The organism is Paludisphaera soli (assembly GCF_011064595.1).
GTDB lineage: Bacteria > Planctomycetota > Planctomycetia > Isosphaerales > Isosphaeraceae > Paludisphaera > Paludisphaera soli.
The window spans coordinates 41,127-58,874 of the sequence record NZ_JAALJI010000012.1 but is presented as its reverse complement, the minus strand read 5'-3'; the positions used below and the strand labels follow the sequence as shown (position 1 = coordinate 58,874).

9 protein-coding genes are annotated in these 17,748 nt (G+C 70.3%); 5 read left to right on the top strand and 4 right to left on the bottom strand.

Going from position 1 to position 17,748, the window contains the following annotated elements; all coding sequences use genetic code 11:
- Positions 1-161: 161 nt before the first annotated feature.
- From G6O68_RS16330 to acnA, 4 genes are all read left to right on the top strand, one after another.
- The gene (locus tag G6O68_RS16330) at positions 162-2,588 is read left to right on the top strand and encodes an ATP:cob(I)alamin adenosyltransferase (protein ID WP_165249695.1); all 2,427 of its coding nucleotides are present in this window, start codon (positions 162-164) and stop codon (positions 2,586-2,588) included.
- Positions 2,585-4,057 (top strand): hypothetical protein, encoded by a 1,473-nt coding sequence (locus tag G6O68_RS16325; protein WP_165249694.1) that lies wholly within the window; start codon positions 2,585-2,587, stop codon positions 4,055-4,057. Before G6O68_RS16330 ends, G6O68_RS16325 begins: the two co-directional genes overlap by 4 nt.
- Positions 4,058-4,185: 128 nt before the next feature.
- Positions 4,186-5,031, top strand: coding sequence for a menaquinone biosynthesis family protein (locus G6O68_RS16320; RefSeq protein WP_165249693.1), 846 nt, complete (start codon positions 4,186-4,188; stop codon positions 5,029-5,031).
- A gap of 134 nt (positions 5,032-5,165) precedes the next feature.
- The gene (gene acnA, locus G6O68_RS16315) at positions 5,166-7,880 is read left to right on the top strand and encodes an aconitate hydratase AcnA (RefSeq protein WP_165249692.1); all 2,715 of its coding nucleotides are present in this window, start codon (positions 5,166-5,168) and stop codon (positions 7,878-7,880) included.
- Positions 7,881-7,962: 82 nt separating this feature from the next.
- On the opposite strand, the gene G6O68_RS16310 is transcribed toward acnA, so the two are convergent.
- Positions 7,963-9,084, bottom strand: a complete 1,122-nt coding sequence (locus tag G6O68_RS16310; RefSeq protein WP_206108114.1) for a collagen-like protein — start codon at positions 9,082-9,084, stop codon at positions 7,963-7,965.
- A 222-nt stretch (positions 9,085-9,306) separates the two neighbouring features.
- Here G6O68_RS16310 and G6O68_RS16305 point away from each other — a divergent pair, with 222 nt between their 5' ends.
- Positions 9,307-11,532, top strand: coding sequence for a sigma-70 family RNA polymerase sigma factor (locus G6O68_RS16305; protein ID WP_165249691.1), 2,226 nt, complete (start codon positions 9,307-9,309; stop codon positions 11,530-11,532).
- A gap of 70 nt (positions 11,533-11,602) precedes the next feature.
- Here G6O68_RS16305 and G6O68_RS16300 read toward each other — a convergent pair whose 3' ends face one another.
- The 3 genes from G6O68_RS16300 to G6O68_RS16290 all read right to left on the bottom strand — a co-directional run bounded on the left by G6O68_RS16300 (position 11,603) and on the right by G6O68_RS16290 (position 17,672).
- Entirely contained in the window at positions 11,603-14,815 is a 3,213-nt protein-coding gene (locus G6O68_RS16300) for an ice-binding family protein (protein ID WP_165249690.1), read from the bottom strand.
- A 622-nt stretch (positions 14,816-15,437) separates the two neighbouring features.
- Complete coding sequence (locus G6O68_RS16295; protein ID WP_165249689.1) at positions 15,438-16,715, bottom strand: hypothetical protein; 1,278 nt, start codon at positions 16,713-16,715, stop codon at positions 15,438-15,440.
- A 429-nt stretch (positions 16,716-17,144) separates the two neighbouring features.
- A complete protein-coding gene (locus G6O68_RS16290; protein ID WP_165249688.1) occupies positions 17,145-17,672 on the bottom strand; it encodes an RNA polymerase sigma factor in 528 nt (175 codons plus the stop codon).
- Positions 17,673-17,748 lie beyond the last annotated feature (76 nt).

Here is a 17,748-nt window from a genome sequence, read left to right as displayed (position 1 = left end):
CCTCCCGCGACTTGATCGAATCATCCCGAAATCGTCATCATCCCCGTCATCGCGAAGCCCGACGACGAGCCCGGCCCCCGGCGGATCCGCCCGGCGAGGCCTCGGCCCGGCGACGGGCCCCCGGACGCAGCCCGTCCGGCATCCGAGGAGCACCTCCATCGATGTCCGCGTTCCCTAGTTGGCCCCTCCTCTGGGCGCAGGCGGCGGCGACGCCCCCCCCGCCGCTCGAGATCTCCCCGGCGCTGAACAACGCCCTCGTCTGGTTCTTCCTCGCGGGCGAGCCGTCGCTGACCCTGTCGGGCCTGGTCGGCGGACTGCTGACCTGGCTCAAGGCCGTCGGCCTGCTCTCGCTGTTCGGCTGGGTCGGCTACTGGGTCGTCACGGCGGTCAAGGAGCGGGTCGTCGGCGTCGGCCGGTGGTTCGACTACCTCGGCCTGGCGGCCCTCGCGCTGATCCCGCTGACGGTGCTGGTCCAGGTCATGCAGGAGCAGAAGTGGGTCAAGGCGGCCAGCCTGGCCGGCGTCCCGCTCACCAGCCTGATGAGCTTCGCGGCCGTGATCTTCCTGGGCTTCTGGGCGCTGATCGGGGTCTGGCGGACGATCGGCCGGCTCGGCCGGCGGGCCGACTACCTGGTCCTCGTCGGGATGGGCCTGGCCTTCCTGCTGGGGCTGGGCGTGGGCCTGGTCATGGCGCGGGTGAACCTGCTGCCGCAGATCATCGGGTCGCCGACCAGCGGCTGGCGCGACGGGATCGTCTACGGCGCCCGGCTGAGCGTGACCTACATGGGCTTCGTCGTGCTGCTTCGGGTGGCCGGCCTGCTCCTGGGCGAGGTCCTCGCGGTCCGGGGACGGCGGCTCTACGCGATCGCCCGCGTGACGCTGTACGAGTCCAACCGGAAGATGTGGGCCCCCTGGGTCGTCGTCATCGTCTTCGGCATGGTCCTGGCGTTCACCCACTGGTTCCTGCAGCCTCCCCGGGCGGCCGAGATGGGCCGGCTCTACGTCGGCACCCTGACGCTGCTCTGCTCGCTCCTGCTGACGTCGATGGTGACGATCCTCGCCCCGATCAGCCTGCCGACCGACATTCAGCAGCAGACGATCTACACGGTGGTGACCAAGCCGGTCCGCCGGCTGGAGATCGTCTGGGGCCGCATGCTCGGCTATATGGCGCTCGTGACGGTGCTGGTGGCCGTCTTCGGCGGAGTGAGCCTCGCCTACCTCTGGCGGACCGTCCAGGGCCAGCGGGTCCTGACCACGCAGGCCGCCGAGAAGGCCCAGGCCGAGGGCCGCACCCGCGACGCCGCCCAGCTCTTCGAGCAGGCCGACCAGCTCGCTTCCCGCATGGCGGCCCGCGTGCCGGTGAAGGGCTCGCTCTCGTTCCTGGACTCGAAGGGCAATCCCCACGCGATGGGGATCGACGTCGGCCAGGAACAGTCGATGAAGGAGCCCCGCAGCCACATCGAAGGCGCCACCCCGGCGACCGCCATCTGGCGCTACGGCGTCGTCCCCGACCCGTTCTCGCCCCCCAACCGCCCCGTGCTGCTGGACCGCCGGATCGACGTCACGCAGTTCCTCCCCAGGGGGACCGTCGAGGGCGAGCAGAATCGGATGTTCGAGATCCAGGCCCAGATCGCCGCGGCCGAGCAGGAGAAGTCCCAGCCCAGCGCGACCCCGGCGCAGGTGAGCCGGCTCGAGGGGGCCATCGCCCGCAACAAGGCCGAGCTGGAGCGGGCCAAGGCCGACTTCGAAAAGCTCGCCGCCCAGTCCGACGAGCTGAAGGCCGCCGGCAAGGAGGAGGAGGCCGCCGCCCTGCACGCCCCGCTCGCCCGCATCGAGATGACGTTCAACATCTACCGGACGACCAAGGGCGAGCCCGGCAAGCCGGTCTACGCCGAGATCGAGGTCACCAACTCGTCGACCGGGGCCTCGGTCGCCGACGTCTTCCCGATCAAGGAATACTACACCAACCGCCGCGACATCGACCCGGGCGTCCTGGTCGGCTCGCTCGGCAACCTCAAGATCGAGGTCCGCTGCATCAGCCCCACCCAGTACCTGGGCATGGCCGAGAGCGACCTCTACCTGCTCGCGGACAACGGCAACTTCGGCGTCAACTACATGAAGGGGCTGTTCGGCATCTGGCTGCAGGCCATGGTGCTGACCGCCATCGGCGTCTTCGCCGGCACCTTCCTGAGCTGGCCCGTGGCCCTGCTGACGACGATCGCCTTCTTCATCGCCGGCCAGCTCGCCTTCGGCTTCCTGATCGACTTCACCCGCCAGGCCGTCCTGGGGGGCGGGCCGTTCGAGTCCCTCATCCGCCTGGTCACGCACGACAACCAGATGTCCGAGCTGGCGCCCACCGCGGGCGTCGTCGTCGCCAAGACGCTCGACTCGCTGGTCATGCCGATCATGTCGATGCTGGTCTACGTCGTCCCCAACTTCCAGGTCCTGGACGTGACCAACACCGTGGCCGACGGCTTCGCGGTCGACGGCGGGCTGATGGTCAGCAACACGCTCCTCGCCCTGGCCTACACCTTGCCGTTCTCCGTCGCCGGATACTTCATCCTCAAGAATCGCGAGGTGGCCGCATGAGGCCCACGAACCAGACGAAGAAGATCATCTACGGCCTGGTCATCGTGCTGCTCTTCAGCGCGATGTACCCCTACACGCAGTGGCTCGACCGCGTGAAGGACGAGAAGGACCTCGGCGAGGCCGCCATCGGCCAGGTCGACTCGGGCAGCTTCATGATGAAGCTCTTCCTCCTCGGCGGGTTCCGCGGCATCGTCGCGAACTACCTCTGGATCCAGGCCGAAGACCACAAGAAGAATCACGACTGGGACCGCCTAAAGGCGACCGTCGACCTGATCACCAAGCTCCAGCCCCACTTCCTCTCGATCTGGACGTTCCAGGGCTGGAACCTGGCTTACAACGTCTCGGTCGAGTGGGACGCCCCCGAAGACAAGTACGAGTGGATCAAGCAGGGGATCAAGTTTGTCCAGCGGGGCGTGGAGAACAACCAGCGCTCCCCCGACCTGATCTGGGACACCGCCTGGTTCTACTACCACAAGCTCGGCTTCTCCGACGAGTCGATCATCCTCCGCCGCCTCTTCCGCGACGACGAGGACGAGGACTTCAAGAAGTACGTCGACCCGGACAGCGGCCTGGAAGTCGTCCGCAACGACAACTTCCAGCTCGGCTACGGCTGGTTCAGCCGCTCCGTCAAGCTCGTCGACGACGGCGGCACCCGCCTCGGCGGCGGCACGTCCGAGAACATTCAGTACATCGACCCGACCCCCCAGCGCAAGGGCCGGGCGGACGACATCGCCTTCCGGTCGATGCCCTCGCACGCCCAGACCCACTACGCCGCGGCGCTCGAGAAGATGAGCATGGCCGGCATCGAGGCCACGTTCGGCGAGGTCGCCAAGAACGAGTGGACCCGGGCCCTCGCCGAGTGGGTCAAGTTCGGCTCCCACGTCTTCCAGTCGCATAACGAGGTCATCCGCGACGGCAAGCTCGTCCGCGACGAGGTGCGGCTCGACGACGCCACAAACCCCGAGCGCTACAAGACGCTCACCGAGAACGCCCAGTACTGGACCGACCGCTGGGCCAGCCAGATGAACTACCGCTACTGGAAGGAACGCTGCGAGGCCGAGCGGACCTCGGAAGGGGTGGCCGCCCGCCAGCTCTTCTACGAAGGGACCAAGGCCTACAAGACCGGCGACTTCAGCCTGGCCGCCGCCAAGTTCCGCGACGGTCTGACCATCTGGAACGAGAACCTGAAGGGCTTCCCGACCTACCGCGAGGACGACCTGAACAAGAAGGACACCGGGCTGGTCGTCAAGCGATACGTCCGCGTCCTCCGGCAGCTCGGCGAGCCGGTCCCCGACACCCTGCCGTTCAAGGACCTGCTGGCCGCGGCCGAGGCCGACAACACCGTCGACCCGTTCGACGCGATCGAGATGCTCGGCGTCGGCGCCGGGCTCGGCGAGCCCTCCTCGGGCCCCCCGCCGACGACCGGCCAGCCGGCTTCCGCCCCCGCCGCCCCCCCCGCCGGCCTCTGACCGGGCCGGGCGCGTCCCGGCGACATCCTCCGACTTCCACTCCGGCTCCGGCCGCCTCCCGAGGGCGCCCGGGGCCGGAGCGTTTTCCCGCCGGGGGACGCCCGGCGGCCCCCGAGAAAGGCCCTTCGATGAGCACCGGAGAGACGATCATCCGGGTCGGCCACAGCCCCGACTCCGACGACGCCTTCATGTTCTACGCCCTGACCCACGACCGGATCGACACCGGCGGCCTCAAGTTCGTCCACCAGCTCGAGGACATCGAGACCCTCAACAAGCGGGCGCTCGCCGGCGAGCTGGAAGTCTCGGCCGTCAGCATCCACGCCTTCTCCCACATCGCCGACCGCTACGCCCTGCTGGCCTCGGGCGCGAGCATGGGCGAGCGCTACGGCCCCAAGATCGTCACCCGCGAGCCGACCACGCTGGAGCAGCTCAAGGGGAAGACGATCGCCGTGCCGGGCAAGATGACCTCGGCCTTCCTGGCGTTGCAGCTCTGCCTGGGCAAGGACACGCCGGTCGTCCAGATGGCTTTCGACGCCATCCTGCCGGCCGTGAAGTCCGGCGAGGTCGCCGCCGGCGTCATCATCCACGAGGGCCAGCTCTACTACCAGGACCAGGGGCTCCATCAGGTGCTCGACCTGGGCGTCTGGTGGAACGACGAGACCGGCCTGCCGCTGCCGCTGGGCGGGAACGTCGTCCGCAAGGACCTGGGCGAGGAGATGATCGCCAAGATCGCCCGGCTCCTGAAGGAGAGCATCGAATTCGCGCTCGCCAACCGCCGCGAGGCGCTCGACTACGCCCTGAAGTACGCCCGCGACCTCGATCCCGCGCTGGCCGACGAGTTCGTGGGGATGTACGTCAATCAGCGGACGGTCGACTACGGCCCCGAGGGCCGAGAGGCGGTCAAGCTGTTCCTGGACCGCGGGGCGGAAATGGGTTTGGTCCCGGGGCCGCTTGCCCTACAATTCGTGGGATGATCCCGAGGGCGAGGCCGCGACCGGACGCGCGCCGCGCGTCCGGATGGTCCCGGACGCCTCGCCCCCGCACCGCTTGAATCGAGGCTCGCTCCCGGATCGGAGCGGGGCCTCCCGAAGCTTCGAAGGGACGGGCGATGCCCAAGTCGTACGGCGCTCTCACGCCGCTTTCCGTGGACGGTCGGACGTATCACTACTACCGCCTGGGCGCGCTGGCCGATCACGGCCTGGACGCCTCGCACCTGCCGTTCTCGCTCAAGGTGCTGCTGGAGAACCTGCTCCGCTTCGAAGACGGATCGACCGTCACGGCGGACGACGTCCGCGGCCTGGCGAAGTGGGACCCCCAGGCGACGCCCGACCGCGAGATCGCCTTCCGCCCCAGCCGCGTCCTGCTCCAGGACTTCACCGGCGTCCCCGCCGTCGTCGACCTGGCCGCCATGCGCGACGCCGTGAAGACCCTGGGGGGCGATCCCCGCAAGATCAATCCGCTCCAGCCGGTGGAGCTGGTCATCGACCACTCCGTGCAGGTCGACGAGGCCGGCACCTCCCGCGCCCTGCTGGTCAACGCCGAGCTGGAGTTCGCACGCAACCGCGAGCGCTACGCGTTCCTCCGCTGGGGCCAGAACGCGTTCGACAACTTCAAGGTCGTCCCCCCCGACACCGGGATCGTCCACCAGGTGAACCTGGAGTACCTCGCCCGCGTGGTGATGGTCGACGACGCGGCGGAGGCGGGCCTGGCCTTCCCGGACACGCTCGTCGGCACCGACTCGCACACCACGATGATCAACGGCCTGGGCGTGCTGGGCTGGGGCGTCGGCGGCATCGAGGCCGAGGCCGCCATGCTCGGCCAGCCGGTCTCCATGCTCGTCCCCCAGGTCGTCGGCTTCAAGCTCAGCGGCAAGCTCCCCGAGGGCGCCACCGCGACCGACCTGGTGCTCACCGTCACCCAGATGCTCCGCAAGAAGGGCGTCGTCGGCAAGTTCGTCGAGTTCTACGGCCCCGGCCTGGCCCACCTGCCGCTCGCCGACCGCGCGACGATCGCCAACATGGCCCCCGAATACGGCGCGACCTGCGGCATCTTCCCCGTCGACGCCGAGACGATCCGCTACCTCCGGCTTTCGAACCGCCCCGAGGCGACGATCCGCCTGGTCGAGGAGTACTACAAGGCCCAGGGGATGTTCCACGAGGCGGACACGCCCGAGCCCGCCTACTCGGACACCCTGGCGCTCGACCTGGCGACGGTCGAGCCCAGCATCGCCGGCCCCCGCCGTCCCCAGGATCGGGTGGCCCTCAAGGACTCCAAGCCGGCCTTCACCGCCGCGCTCAAGGAGATGGTCGAGGCCCGGCCCGCCAAGGTCAAGCCGGCCGACCAGGCCGCGGCCGACTCCGACGACGTCGCCGCCGACCTCAAGCACGGCTCGGTCGTGATCGCCGCCATCACCAGCTGCACGAACACCTCGAACCCCTCGGTCATGCTGGCCGCCGGCCTCGTGGCCAAGAAGGCCGTCGAGCGCGGGCTGGAGACCAAGCCCTGGGTCAAGGCGAGCCTCGCCCCCGGGTCGAAGGTCGTCACCCAGTACCTCGAGGACGCCGGGCTCGACACGTACCTGGACCGGCTCCGGTTCAACACCGTCGGCTACGGCTGCACCACCTGCATCGGCAACTCCGGCCCGCTCGCGACCGAGATCTCCGAGACGATCCAGAAGAAGGACCTCGTCGCCGTCGCCGTCCTCAGCGGCAACCGCAACTTCGAGGGCCGCATCAACGCCGACGTCCGGGCCAACTACCTGGCCTCGCCCCCCCTGGTCGTCGCCTACGCCCTCGCCGGCACGATGGACCTGGACCTGGCCGCCGAGCCCCTCGGGCACGACAAGCAGGGGAACCCGGTCTTCCTCAAGGACGTCTGGCCGACCCAGCAGGAAGTGCACGACACCGTCATGGCGGCGGTGAAGTCCGACCAGTTCCACAAGGAATACAGCGCCGTCTACGAGGGCGACCCGCAGTGGCGCGGCCTCCCCACGCCCGAGGGCGACCTCTTCGATTGGCAGGGCGACTCGACCTACGTCAAGAACCCGCCGTACTTCGAGGGCATGGAGCTGAAGCCCACGCCGCCGAAGCCGATCCAGGGCGCGCGGGCGCTGGCGTTCCTGGGCGACAGCATCACGACCGACCACATCTCGCCCGCCGGCTCCATCAAGGCCGACGGCCCGGCCGGCCGATACCTGATCGCCCACGGCGTGAAGCCGGCCGACTTCAACTCCTACGGCTCGCGCCGGGGGAACCACGAGGTCATGGTCCGCGGCACGTTCGCCAACATCCGCCTGCGGAACAAGCTAGCGCCGGGCACGGAAGGCGGCTGGACGCGCCACCTCCCCGACGGCGAGGTCATGAGCATCTTCGACGCCTCGATGAAGTATCAGGCCGAGGGGACGCCGCTGATCATCCTCGCCGGCAAGGAGTACGGCTCGGGCTCCTCGCGCGACTGGGCCGCGAAGGGGCCGAAGCTGCTGGGGATCTCCGCCGTAATCGCCGAGACCTATGAGCGCATCCACCGCTCGAACCTCGTCGGCATGGGCATCGTCCCGCTCCAGTTCGAGCCCGGCCAGAGCGCCGAGGGCCTCGGGCTGACCGGCGAGGAAGTCTTCCGGATCGAGAACCCCGACGGCACGCTCGCCGAGCGCGTCGCCACGGCCAAGTCCGTGGTCGTCGCCGCCGAGAAGGCCGACGGGACCACGATCCGGTTCCCCGCCCGCGTCCGGATCGACACCCCCCAGGAAGTCCACTACTACGAGAACGGCGGCATCCTGCCGTACGTCCTGCGTCAGCTGTTGGCGGTCAAGACTGACCTCTGAGGTCGGCCCCGCCCCACGAACGCCGCGACGCCCCCGGTCTCCCCGGGGGCGTTCGCGTTTCGATGCCGTTCGAGCCCGGGGCTCAGGTCCGGAGGACCATCGCCGTGATCGTCCCGGTGCCCTGGTTCGTCCACATCGGGTCGATGGACGCCCCCGAGACGCCGACCGTGTAGGTGCCGGCCGCGAGCCCGGTGATCAGGGCGTTGAGCGGGAAGATGGTCTTCTCGCCCGGGCCGACGCTCAGTCCGGCATACGACACGACGGGCGTCAACGCACCGCCTCCGGAGGAGTAGTTCAGGCTCAGGGTGAGCCCCCCCGCGCCGAGGGAGATGAAACTCCCCATCGTGGCGGTCGCCTGGATGTAGATCTGGTCGCCGTCCTGGATCGTGACGTCGACCGTCGGGCCGATGAAGGTGTTCCCCGCGTCGGGATTCGCCATGGTCCCCGTCGCGAAGGCCGTCTGCACGACCCCGGTGGGACCTTGCGGGCCGACCGGCCCCGTCGGCCCGGGGTCGCCCTGCGGCCCCTGGACCCCGGGATCGCCCTGCGGGCCCTGGACGCCGGGGTCGCCTTCCGGGCCCTGGACGCCGGGGTCGCCTTGCGGGCCTCGCATACCCGGAACGCCTTGGGGTCCCTGGACGCCAGGGGTTCCCTGCGGCCCCTGCGGGCCTTGAGTCCCGGGTTCGCCCTGGGGGCCTGGTTCGCCCTGCGGGCCGGGAGGCCCCGGGACGGGGTCGGGCGTCAGCGTGAAGGCGGACGCCGCCAGGGCGATCCGCTGACCGAGTGGATGCTGGGGACGTCCGGCACGGGCGACGGAGACGTAGAGCGAGTCGCGGCCTACGCCGAGCGAGGGCGGGAGGCCCTCGGCCGTGCCCCGACCGAGATACGCCTGATAGCCGCCCTGGGCGACGGGGACCGTCTGGACTTCCTGATAAAGCGCCGTCCCGCCGCTTGCCCTGTCGTAGACCGTGAAGACGAGCCGGGCGTTGCCCGAGCCTCGGGTCGGCAGCCGGCCGTTGAAGAGGACCGTCGCCGAGGTCGGCGTCGTGCTCGTCGATGCGCCGGCGGCCTGCGACGCGAGGCCGTTCGCGCCGCGGAGCAACTCCCCGACCAGCGCCGGCCGGTGGAGGCCGGCGACGCTCATGACGATCCGGTCTTCCAGGCGGTCGGACAACGCCGGGCGGAAACTCAATCGCCTGTTCATCTGGTTCGTTTCCTTGAATTCGTGGCATCCGCCTCGATGCACGGGCCGTCCGCGACTGCGGCCCCCAGAAACCATAAGGCGCTGGCGGATCGCTTGAGAACCGATCGCCCGGAGCGAACCGAACCTAAGTTGTGGATTGCGGAACCCGCTTCGTGCATGGTCAAAGGAGAAGACGGGCCGGATGGAGGGCCCGATCCAGGTCGAGGCCGATTCGGAGCCCCCATGCGCGATCCCCGAAGGAAGCGATCGGACCGGCAAGACCTCGGCGTGCTGCTCGCCGAAGGTTCGATCGGGCCGAAGGCCGACGCCGACCTGCTCCGGCTGTTTCTGCACCGGGAGGGCGAGTCCGCCGAAGCGGCGTTCTCGGCCCTGGTCGAGCGTCACGGGCCGATGGTCCTCGGGCTCTGCCGGCGCGTGCTCCGCGACGAACACGCCGCCGAGGATGCGTTCCAGGCCGTCTTCCTGGTCCTGGCCCGCAAGGCCCGCTCGGTCCAGGTGGACGACTCGCTCGGCCGCTGGCTCCACGGCGTCGCCCGCAAGGTCGCCGCGAGGGCCCGTCGCCGCGCCGCCCGCCAGGTCCCGGCCGAGGCCGATCCGGGCCGGGTTCCCCAGGATCCGGCCGTCGACGCCGCCCGCGCCGAGATCCGCGACCTCGTCGCCCGCGAGGTCGCCCGGCTGCCCCGCAAGTATCGAGAGGTCGCGTCGATGTGCCACCTCGACGGTCTCTCGCACCTGCAGGCGGCCGAAGCCCTCGGCCTGCCGGTGGGGACGGTCCGCAGCCGTCTCTCGCGGGCCCGCGATCTTCTCCGCCCTCGGCTGATCCGCCGCGGCCTCGCCCCGGCGTCGGCGACCGCGTTGGTAGCCTCGCGTGCGACCGCGGCGACGATCCCCGCGGTCCTCGCCCGGTCGACCACCCGGCTCGCCGTCGGGAGAGGGGCGGCCGTCGCCTCCCCGGCGGTGCTCGCCCTGCTGCATGAAACCCTCCGGAGCCTGACCATGGGCGTCGCGACGCGGACCTCGATACTGCTGCTTGGCCTCTGCGGATTGACGGCCGGGGCCTTCACGATGGCGCGTGACCCGGACTCGCCCCAGCAACCCCCGCCGGCCGCGGCGCGTCCCGAACCCCAGGCACCCTCTCTGGAGCAGGAGATGCAGCGGATCATCCGGGAATACCAGGAGGCTAAGGCTCACGCCGCGGATCTCGGGAAGGCCAAAGCGGACTCCCCCGAGGAGCAGAGGAAGGTCGTCGACGACGCGTTCCCGAAGCTCGCCGAGTACGCCGGTCGGATCAACGACCTGGCCGCGAAGTCGCCGAAGGAGACCGCCGCGCGCGACGGCTTGATCTGGGTCGCGACGGCCGCGCGAGGCTTCGAGGCTGCGGAGGCGGACGACGAAGCCTTCCGCGCCGCGCGGCTGCTCCTCGAACATCACGGCGACGACCCCGAAACGGCTCGCGCCGGCCTGGAAATGGAGGCTTCCCCGTCCTGGAGCCGGGACGCCTTCCTGCGCGGGATCCACGCCGTCGCCGAAAACCGCGAGGCCCGGGGCCTGATCCGGTACGGCCTGGCCACGTATCTTTACAGGAAGGCGAAGCTTGCGGCGGACCTGAGGAAGGCAGCGCTGCCACCATCGACTTTCACGACCTACGGCCGCGACGAGCAGGGGCGGGAGCAGTTCGTCCAGCGAGCCTTGCCCGTGCTCGCGCGATCGTATCAAGGACACCTGCGATCGCTGGATTCCGCCTCCCTGCAGGCCGAGAGCGAACGCCTCTTCGATGAAGTCGTCGCCGACTACGCGGACGCCCCCTATATCTCGATCCTCCGCAGGAACCTGGAACGAGAGACGGCCAAGGGGCCCTCGGCGGCGATCGCGGATCCCGCGGAACGCAAGAGTCGAGAGAGGGCCGAGAGTTTCGTGTCGAGGCCACCGACCTTGCTGGGAGATCTGTCGGCCGAGCTCCTGGACGAGTCCCGCCACCTGAGCGAGGGCAAGCCAGCGCGTGAGATCGAAGGGGCGGGCGTCGACGGGACCCCCATCAAGCTTTCGGCCCTTCGCGGGAGGGTCGTGGCCGTCTGCTTCTGGATGCCCGGCTGCGAGGACTGCCGGAAGACGTTGTCATGGCAACGTGCCTTGATGCAGAGATGGCAGAGGAGGCCGTTCACCTTCCTCGGCGTAGCCCTGCAAGACTCGGGCGACGCCCGCAAGATCCTTGAAGGTGAGAATGCGAACTGGCCGAGCATTCTCACCGGCGGGTCGGCCGTCGCGAAGCGATACCATGCCCAGGGCCATCCCACCTACTGCATCGTGGACGAGGAGGGGACGATTCGACGGCGGGGCCATTTCCTCACGTCAAACGCGTTCGAAACGTTCGTCGGGCGACTCCTCGCGGAGGTCAACCACGAGGGCCCCCCGGCCGATCGAGCCTCCAAGACCGGTAAGGCCGGTTGACGGCGAGGGGGTCGAAGAAATCCTTCAAGGCGACGCCCCGGTGTCGGCGAGGCGTCGCCTTGCGGAGGGCTCACACGGAGACCGTTCGGAGCGCCCGCGCGCGGCCCAGGTAGGCCGGCATACGCGGGCTCCCGACCTGGCCGGCGCCGGCCAGGTTCATCGCCGAAGCGGCGCGGGTCGAGAACCTGCCGGCGAAGGACGGCGTGTTGGCGACGCGAGTCGGGACGGCTTGCGAACCCAATCGCCCGTGGGGCGAACTGGAGCGCCCCGCGAGCGAGCTCTTGGAGATCGTCGTGACGTAGTTCGACCCCGGGACGCCGGAGCCCTGGCCGTCGAGGAGGCCGCCGTCGGCGCTCGTCACGCCCCCCGGCGGGGTGCCGCGGACGGTCAGCTGATAGAAGCTATAGAGGTTGAGCCGCTGGGCCAATCGCAGCGTGACGGTCCGAGCGATCGGATCATACGTCGCCCCGGTCACGTTGATGACGACGCCCCTGCGGTTCCCTCCCTGCCCGGGGCCTCCCAGGGACGTAATCCCATAGTTCGCCACGTCCTGAGCCCGAGCTGCATCGAGCGGGGTGCTGAACCCGATCACCAGGATCGTCGGCTGGGCGTGGATGCCGAACCGCTCGACGGCCACGACGACGGGCGACGTCGGCGTGATCGGCGGCACGACCGCGCTCACGGAGGCGGTGACCGACTGGGTGTTGTTCGCGAGATTCGGGTCGAACGTGGCGGCCGAGACGGTGGCCGTGTTGACCACCTGGGTCCCCTCGGGCGTCGCGGCCGACACCAGCACCGTGATGGTGAAGCTCGCCGAGGCCCCCGAGGCCAGCGTCCCGATGATGCCGGCGATCGAGCCCGTGCCGCCGACCGCCGGGCTGGAAAGGCCGAAGGCCGGCCCCGAGGTCTGGACCACCGAGAGGAACGACGTCCCGGCGGGGACGAGGTCGGCCAGCGAGACCGTCGCGGCGTCGCTGGGGCCGACGTTCGTCACGGTGATCGTGTAGACCAGCGGCGCCCCGGCGGCGGCCTGGCCCGATGCGATCGTCTTGACGACCGCGACGTCGGCCCGGGTGGCCACGAGGGCGGCGGCCGACTGCGAGTTGTTGGCGGGGTCGAGGTCCGTCGTGGCCGCCGAGACCGAGGCCGTGTTGACCACGACGGCCCCATCGGGGGCTGCGGCCGACAGCAACATGGTGACCGTGAAGCTCGCCGAAACGCCGGCCGCGAGCGAGGCCAGCGTCCCGGAGATCGATCCGGCTCCGCCCACGGGCGGCGTCGTCAACGTGAAGGCCGGTCCGCCCGTCTGGACGACCGAGAGGAACGTGAGGCCGACGGGAGCGAGGTCGGCCAAGGAGACGCCCACGGCGTCGCTGGGGCCGACGTTCGTCACGGTGATCGTGTAGACCAGCGCCTCGCCGGCGACGGCCTGGGCGGACGCGATCGTCTTCGTGACGGCCAGGTCGGCCAAGGCGGAGACGGCTGCGGCGGCGGTCTGCGAGTTGTTGGCGGGGTCGAGGTCCGTGGTGGCCGCGGAGAAGCTGGCCGTGTTCGCCACCTGCGTCCCGGCGGGGATCGATGGGGAGAGCATCACGGTGACGAGGAAGCTGGCCGAGGCGCCCGAGGAGAGCGTGGCCAGCGTGCCGGAGATCGCGCCCCCGCTCCCCGCGGCCGGCGTCGTCAGCGCGAACGCCGGGCCGGTCGGCTGCGCGATCGAGATGAACGTGGCGCCGGAGGGGATGAGGTCGGACAGCGCGACGCCCAGCGCGTCGCTGGGGCCGACGTTCGCCACCGTGATCAGGTAGGTCAACGACTGTCCGGCGACGAGGGGGCCGGACGCGATCGACTTCGTGACGGCCAGGTCGGCGAGGGCTGAGGCGGCCGCGCTCGCGGTCTGCGAGTTGTTCGTCGGGTCGGGGTCGGTGGTGGCCGCGGAGAAGCTGGCCGTGTTCACCACCAAAGTGCCTTCGGGAAGCGACGGTGGCAGCAGCACGGTGAGGACGAAGCTGGCCGAGGCCCCCGAGAGGAGCGTGCCGAGCGTGCCTGAGATCGCTCCCGTGCCGCCGACGGCCGGGGTCGTCAACGCGAACGCCGGGCCGGTAGTCTGCGCGATCGCCAGGAACGTGGCACCTACGGGCACGAGGTCGGCCAGGGCGACGCCCTGCGCGTCGCTGGGGCCGTCGTTCGTCACGGTGATCAGGTAGCTCAACGCCTGACCGGCGACGGGCGGTCCGGACGTGATGGTCTTGGTGACGGCCAGGTCGGCTGACGTCGCCGAGGAGATGGTCGCCGTCTGGGAGTTGTTCTCGGGATCCGGGTCGATGGTGGTAGAGGAGACCGAGGCCGTGTTCGAGATCACCGTGGCGTCGGCGAGCGACGGCGCGATCATCACGGTGATGGTGAAGGTGGCCGATGCGCCCGATGCCAGCGACGCGAGCGTGCCGCCGATCGCCCCGGTGCCGCCGACGGCGGGCGTCGCGAGGGTGAAGGTCGGCCCGGCGGTCTGGACCGCGGACAGGAACGTCGTCCCCGCCGGGACGAGGTCGGCCAGGGCGACTTCGAGGGCGGCGCTCGGGCCGGCGTTGGCCACGGTGACGGTGTAGGCGAGCGGGGCCCCGGCGACTGCCTGGGCGGACGCGACGACCTTGGTCGCCGAGAGGTCGGCCTGGGCGGCGGTGATCTGGTTCGTATCCAGCGTCACCGCGCCGTTGATCGCCAGGGCGCGACCCTGGAGGCTCGCGCCGGTGGTGATCGTGATGCTCTGGTCCGCCAGGATGTTCCCCTGGAAGGCGGTGTTCGTCCCGAGGGTCGCCGACGTGCCGACCTGGAAGTAGACGTTCTCATTCTGGCCGGAGTTGATGAGGACGACCGAGGATCCACTCCCGGTGATCAGCGTGGACCCGATCTGGAAGTCGAAGCGGGCGTTCGGGTCGCCGCCGGCGTCCAGGGTGAGGATCCCCGTCAGCGCGGCCGAGGTGTCGAAGGAGTAGACTCCAGGCAAGAGCGTCAGACCGCGGAGGTCCTGGCCGGTCAGGTCGTTGGCGGGGGGCGATGTCTCGCCCGCGATGATCGCGTACGCCGCGGCGGCGGCGGAGTGGGCCGCGACCGCCCTGGCGTCGTTCGCGTGGATCGTCCCGCTCGTCACGACCCCCGGCGGGAAGCCGGTGACGGCGGAGCCGGGGCTCACCCCCAGGTCGCCGACGATCGCGGTGGGGCCGGTGTTGGTCACCGTCGAGCCGCCGAGCACCGCGAAGGTCTGCGCCGCGCCCAGGATGGACGCCATCAGGACGCGCTCCTCGCAAGGCTCCAGGCTCGGCCTGACGGGCGATCGCCGCGTCCGGGACCCGGCCTGCCCCGCCGAGGCCGCCGTCGATCGAGATTTCCACGCTGCGCTCTGATCTTGGAAAATCATGGAGTTCCTCAGGTTGGGAGTGCCGTCGCGGCGGCGGGCGGGCCTCGGCTCCAGGGAAGGCCGCCCCGCGCATCCGCTCGAAGCGGTCGAGATCCGTCGGCCCGATCGCGGGGGAAGTCGCCTTCCGACCCGGGACGGACGGACTGGGGAGGAGGTGTCGGCTCACTGGGGAGCACCGGTCGACGCGGAAGCCCATCGTGAGAGCCTCGACGGGCTCGACGAAAAGGCAAAGTAGAAGGGTCGCGTCGCTGTCCAGCCGATCGCGGGGGTCCTTTCGCCCCGCGACCCGGAATAACTGAGCAGGCAAATATATCCTAAGACAAGAAAGTGTTGAAGCCAACAAAATCTTAATAAAGAAGCCGCGTCTTCGGACGACCCGGGGGCCGGTCGCCGTCCCGGGCCCGACGCTCCCACCCGATCGGGCGACGGCGGCGTCCGCGGCGGAAGAGGTCGGCGGTCGGCCCCCTCGGTCGACGGGGCGGATGTGACGGATTCAGGGGCGGCCTGGAAGGTCCTCGCGGGGGGCGCCGAAGCCGACGTCCTTGTCCTTCTCCAGGTCGCCGCCGTCGTCGACCAGATCCTTGCCGACGGAGTAGACCAGCCAGCCGCTCGGGAGCTTCTTGACGAGGAGCGGCCTGCCCGTGAACGGGTCGACGGTCGCCTCGCGGGGGAGGCCCAGGGAGTCGAGGGGCGGCGGGGCCTCGGCTTCGGTCGGGACCCTTGACTGGATCGCGTTGAGCACGCGGAGCGAGCGGGTTGCGGCGCGGAGTCGTTCGGTCGCCTCGCGAGTCGAGGCCAGGGCCGGTTTGAGAAGGTCGACCAGCGTCCCGAAGGGGGACCACCGTCGGCCGGTCGCGGAGGCTGTGGCCGCCGCCTGGGCATAGGGGAGGTCCAGCTTACGGATCTGGTCGTCGAAGAGGTCGAGCATCAGGGCCGTCAGGTCGTTGCGCATCCATCCCGTGAGCCAGAAGAGGTTCGCGGACATCTCGTTGACGCTCGTCAGCGAGTAAGCCCTCTCGTTCTTGAACGCCCGCCGGACCAGGGCCGGGTCGTCCAGAAGGGCCAACTCGGCGTCGAGCGCCCGGCGGCCCGCCTCGGAGACCGGGGCCGACTGGAGCACGTCGTTCACGCCGGCGGCCGCGACGCGGGTGCAGGCGATCCCGACGAGGTAGTTGGACATCGTCGGCTCGCGGAACGGGAGTCGTGCGAGCCGAAGCGCCACGATCTGGAGCTCGAGGGCCTCGTCGGGGAGGCCCTCGGCGACCAGGAGCGCCGACCGGCTCTGGAGGATTCGCGAGGCTTCGCGATGTCGAGACATCAGCTCGAAAGACCGCTTCAGCATCTCGGTCGTGGTGGCCGCCGCGTCGAACGGCGGCGCGTAGCCGGGTCGCGAGGCCGCGTCGCGCAGGAGCGGGACGATCTCGGGTTGGGCCTCGAACAAGGCCCTGAGCTTCGCTTGCTCGCCGGGGCCCAGGGGGAGGTCCGCAACGCCCCTTCCCGGGAACAGTGCGGTCAGCTCCTTCTGGAACGCGCCCTGGGCCGCTGCGACCCGCGCCAACGGGACGGCGGCGTCTTCCGCCGGCGGGACGGGGGTCGGGGCGAGATCGGCGATCGTGAGCGGGTCGCCCGCGGCCCGGAGGGCGGCGAGCCGGGCTTCAAGCCTTCTGCCGGTGATCCAGGTGAGGCCGGCGCTCGCCAGCAAGCAGGCGGCCAGCAGCAGGCCGCAGGCGATCGCGGCCCACTTGAGGAACCTCGCCAGGCGCTTTCTCATCGTCACTCTCCAGGGAGTCGGAGGTCGGTTCGCGGGAAAGGCGGCCCAGGTCGGCCGCGTGGCGGCGGAAGTCCGCCTCGGTGGCGGGCCTCCCGGGTGTGGCGAGTCGGTCGAGGACCAACCGTCCCGCCTCGGGCCCGGCGGCCTCGGCGACGTCGCGGGCCAACTCCAGCGCCGCTGGCGGGAGCGGGCGGGGGCCGAAAACTCTGGCCAGCCGTTCGTCGACCGCCCGATTCGCCAGATGATTCAAAAAAACGCCGAGAAGCAGGGCGGCGGCCGTGGCGGTCCAGGCCGGGAACCTTCGTCGGAAAGGGCGGGCGGCGTCCGGGGCCGCCAGTTCGCGGGCGACCGACTCCAGGATCCTGCCGCGGAGTTCGGGGGGGGCACCCCGGGGCTTGAGTCGGCGGAAGCGGGCCTCCAGGTCGTCATTCATCGTCTCTCTCCCGCCATCAGGGTCCGCAGGCGATCCAGGGCCGAACGATAGCGCGTGGCGACCGTCCCCAGGGGGCGGCCCAGGATCGCGCCAATCTCGCGAAACGTCAGGCCTGTAAATATCTTCAGCACGACGACCTCGCGGTCGTCGGCCTCCAGACCGGCGAGGCCCAGGGCCACCGATTCGGCCGTCTCGCGGGCCCCAAGTTCGTCGGACGAGGCCTCGGCGAAGAGGTCGCGGGCGGTGGCGGCCAGGGCCTCGCCGCGCCGTCGTCGGGCGTCGAGCCAGCGGTTGGCCTCGTTGCGGGCGACGGTGAACGCGAACGCCGTGAGGTCGTCGACCTCGCGCATCCGGCCGCGATTCCGCGCCAGTCGGAGGAAGGTCTCCTGGAGGACGTCGTCGGCGTCGGCCGATGCACCTAGACGAGACACCAGATAATGGTGCAGACGATCGGCGAGCGCCGCGTACAATTCGCCGAACGCCTCGGGATCGCCGCTCGCCAGCCGCTCGCTCAATTCATCCATGCTCGCCCTGCGTGGTGGCCCTGACTACGGCCGGCCCCGGTATGGGGCGGTCAGGGGAGGAGACCCGTGCGGCGGC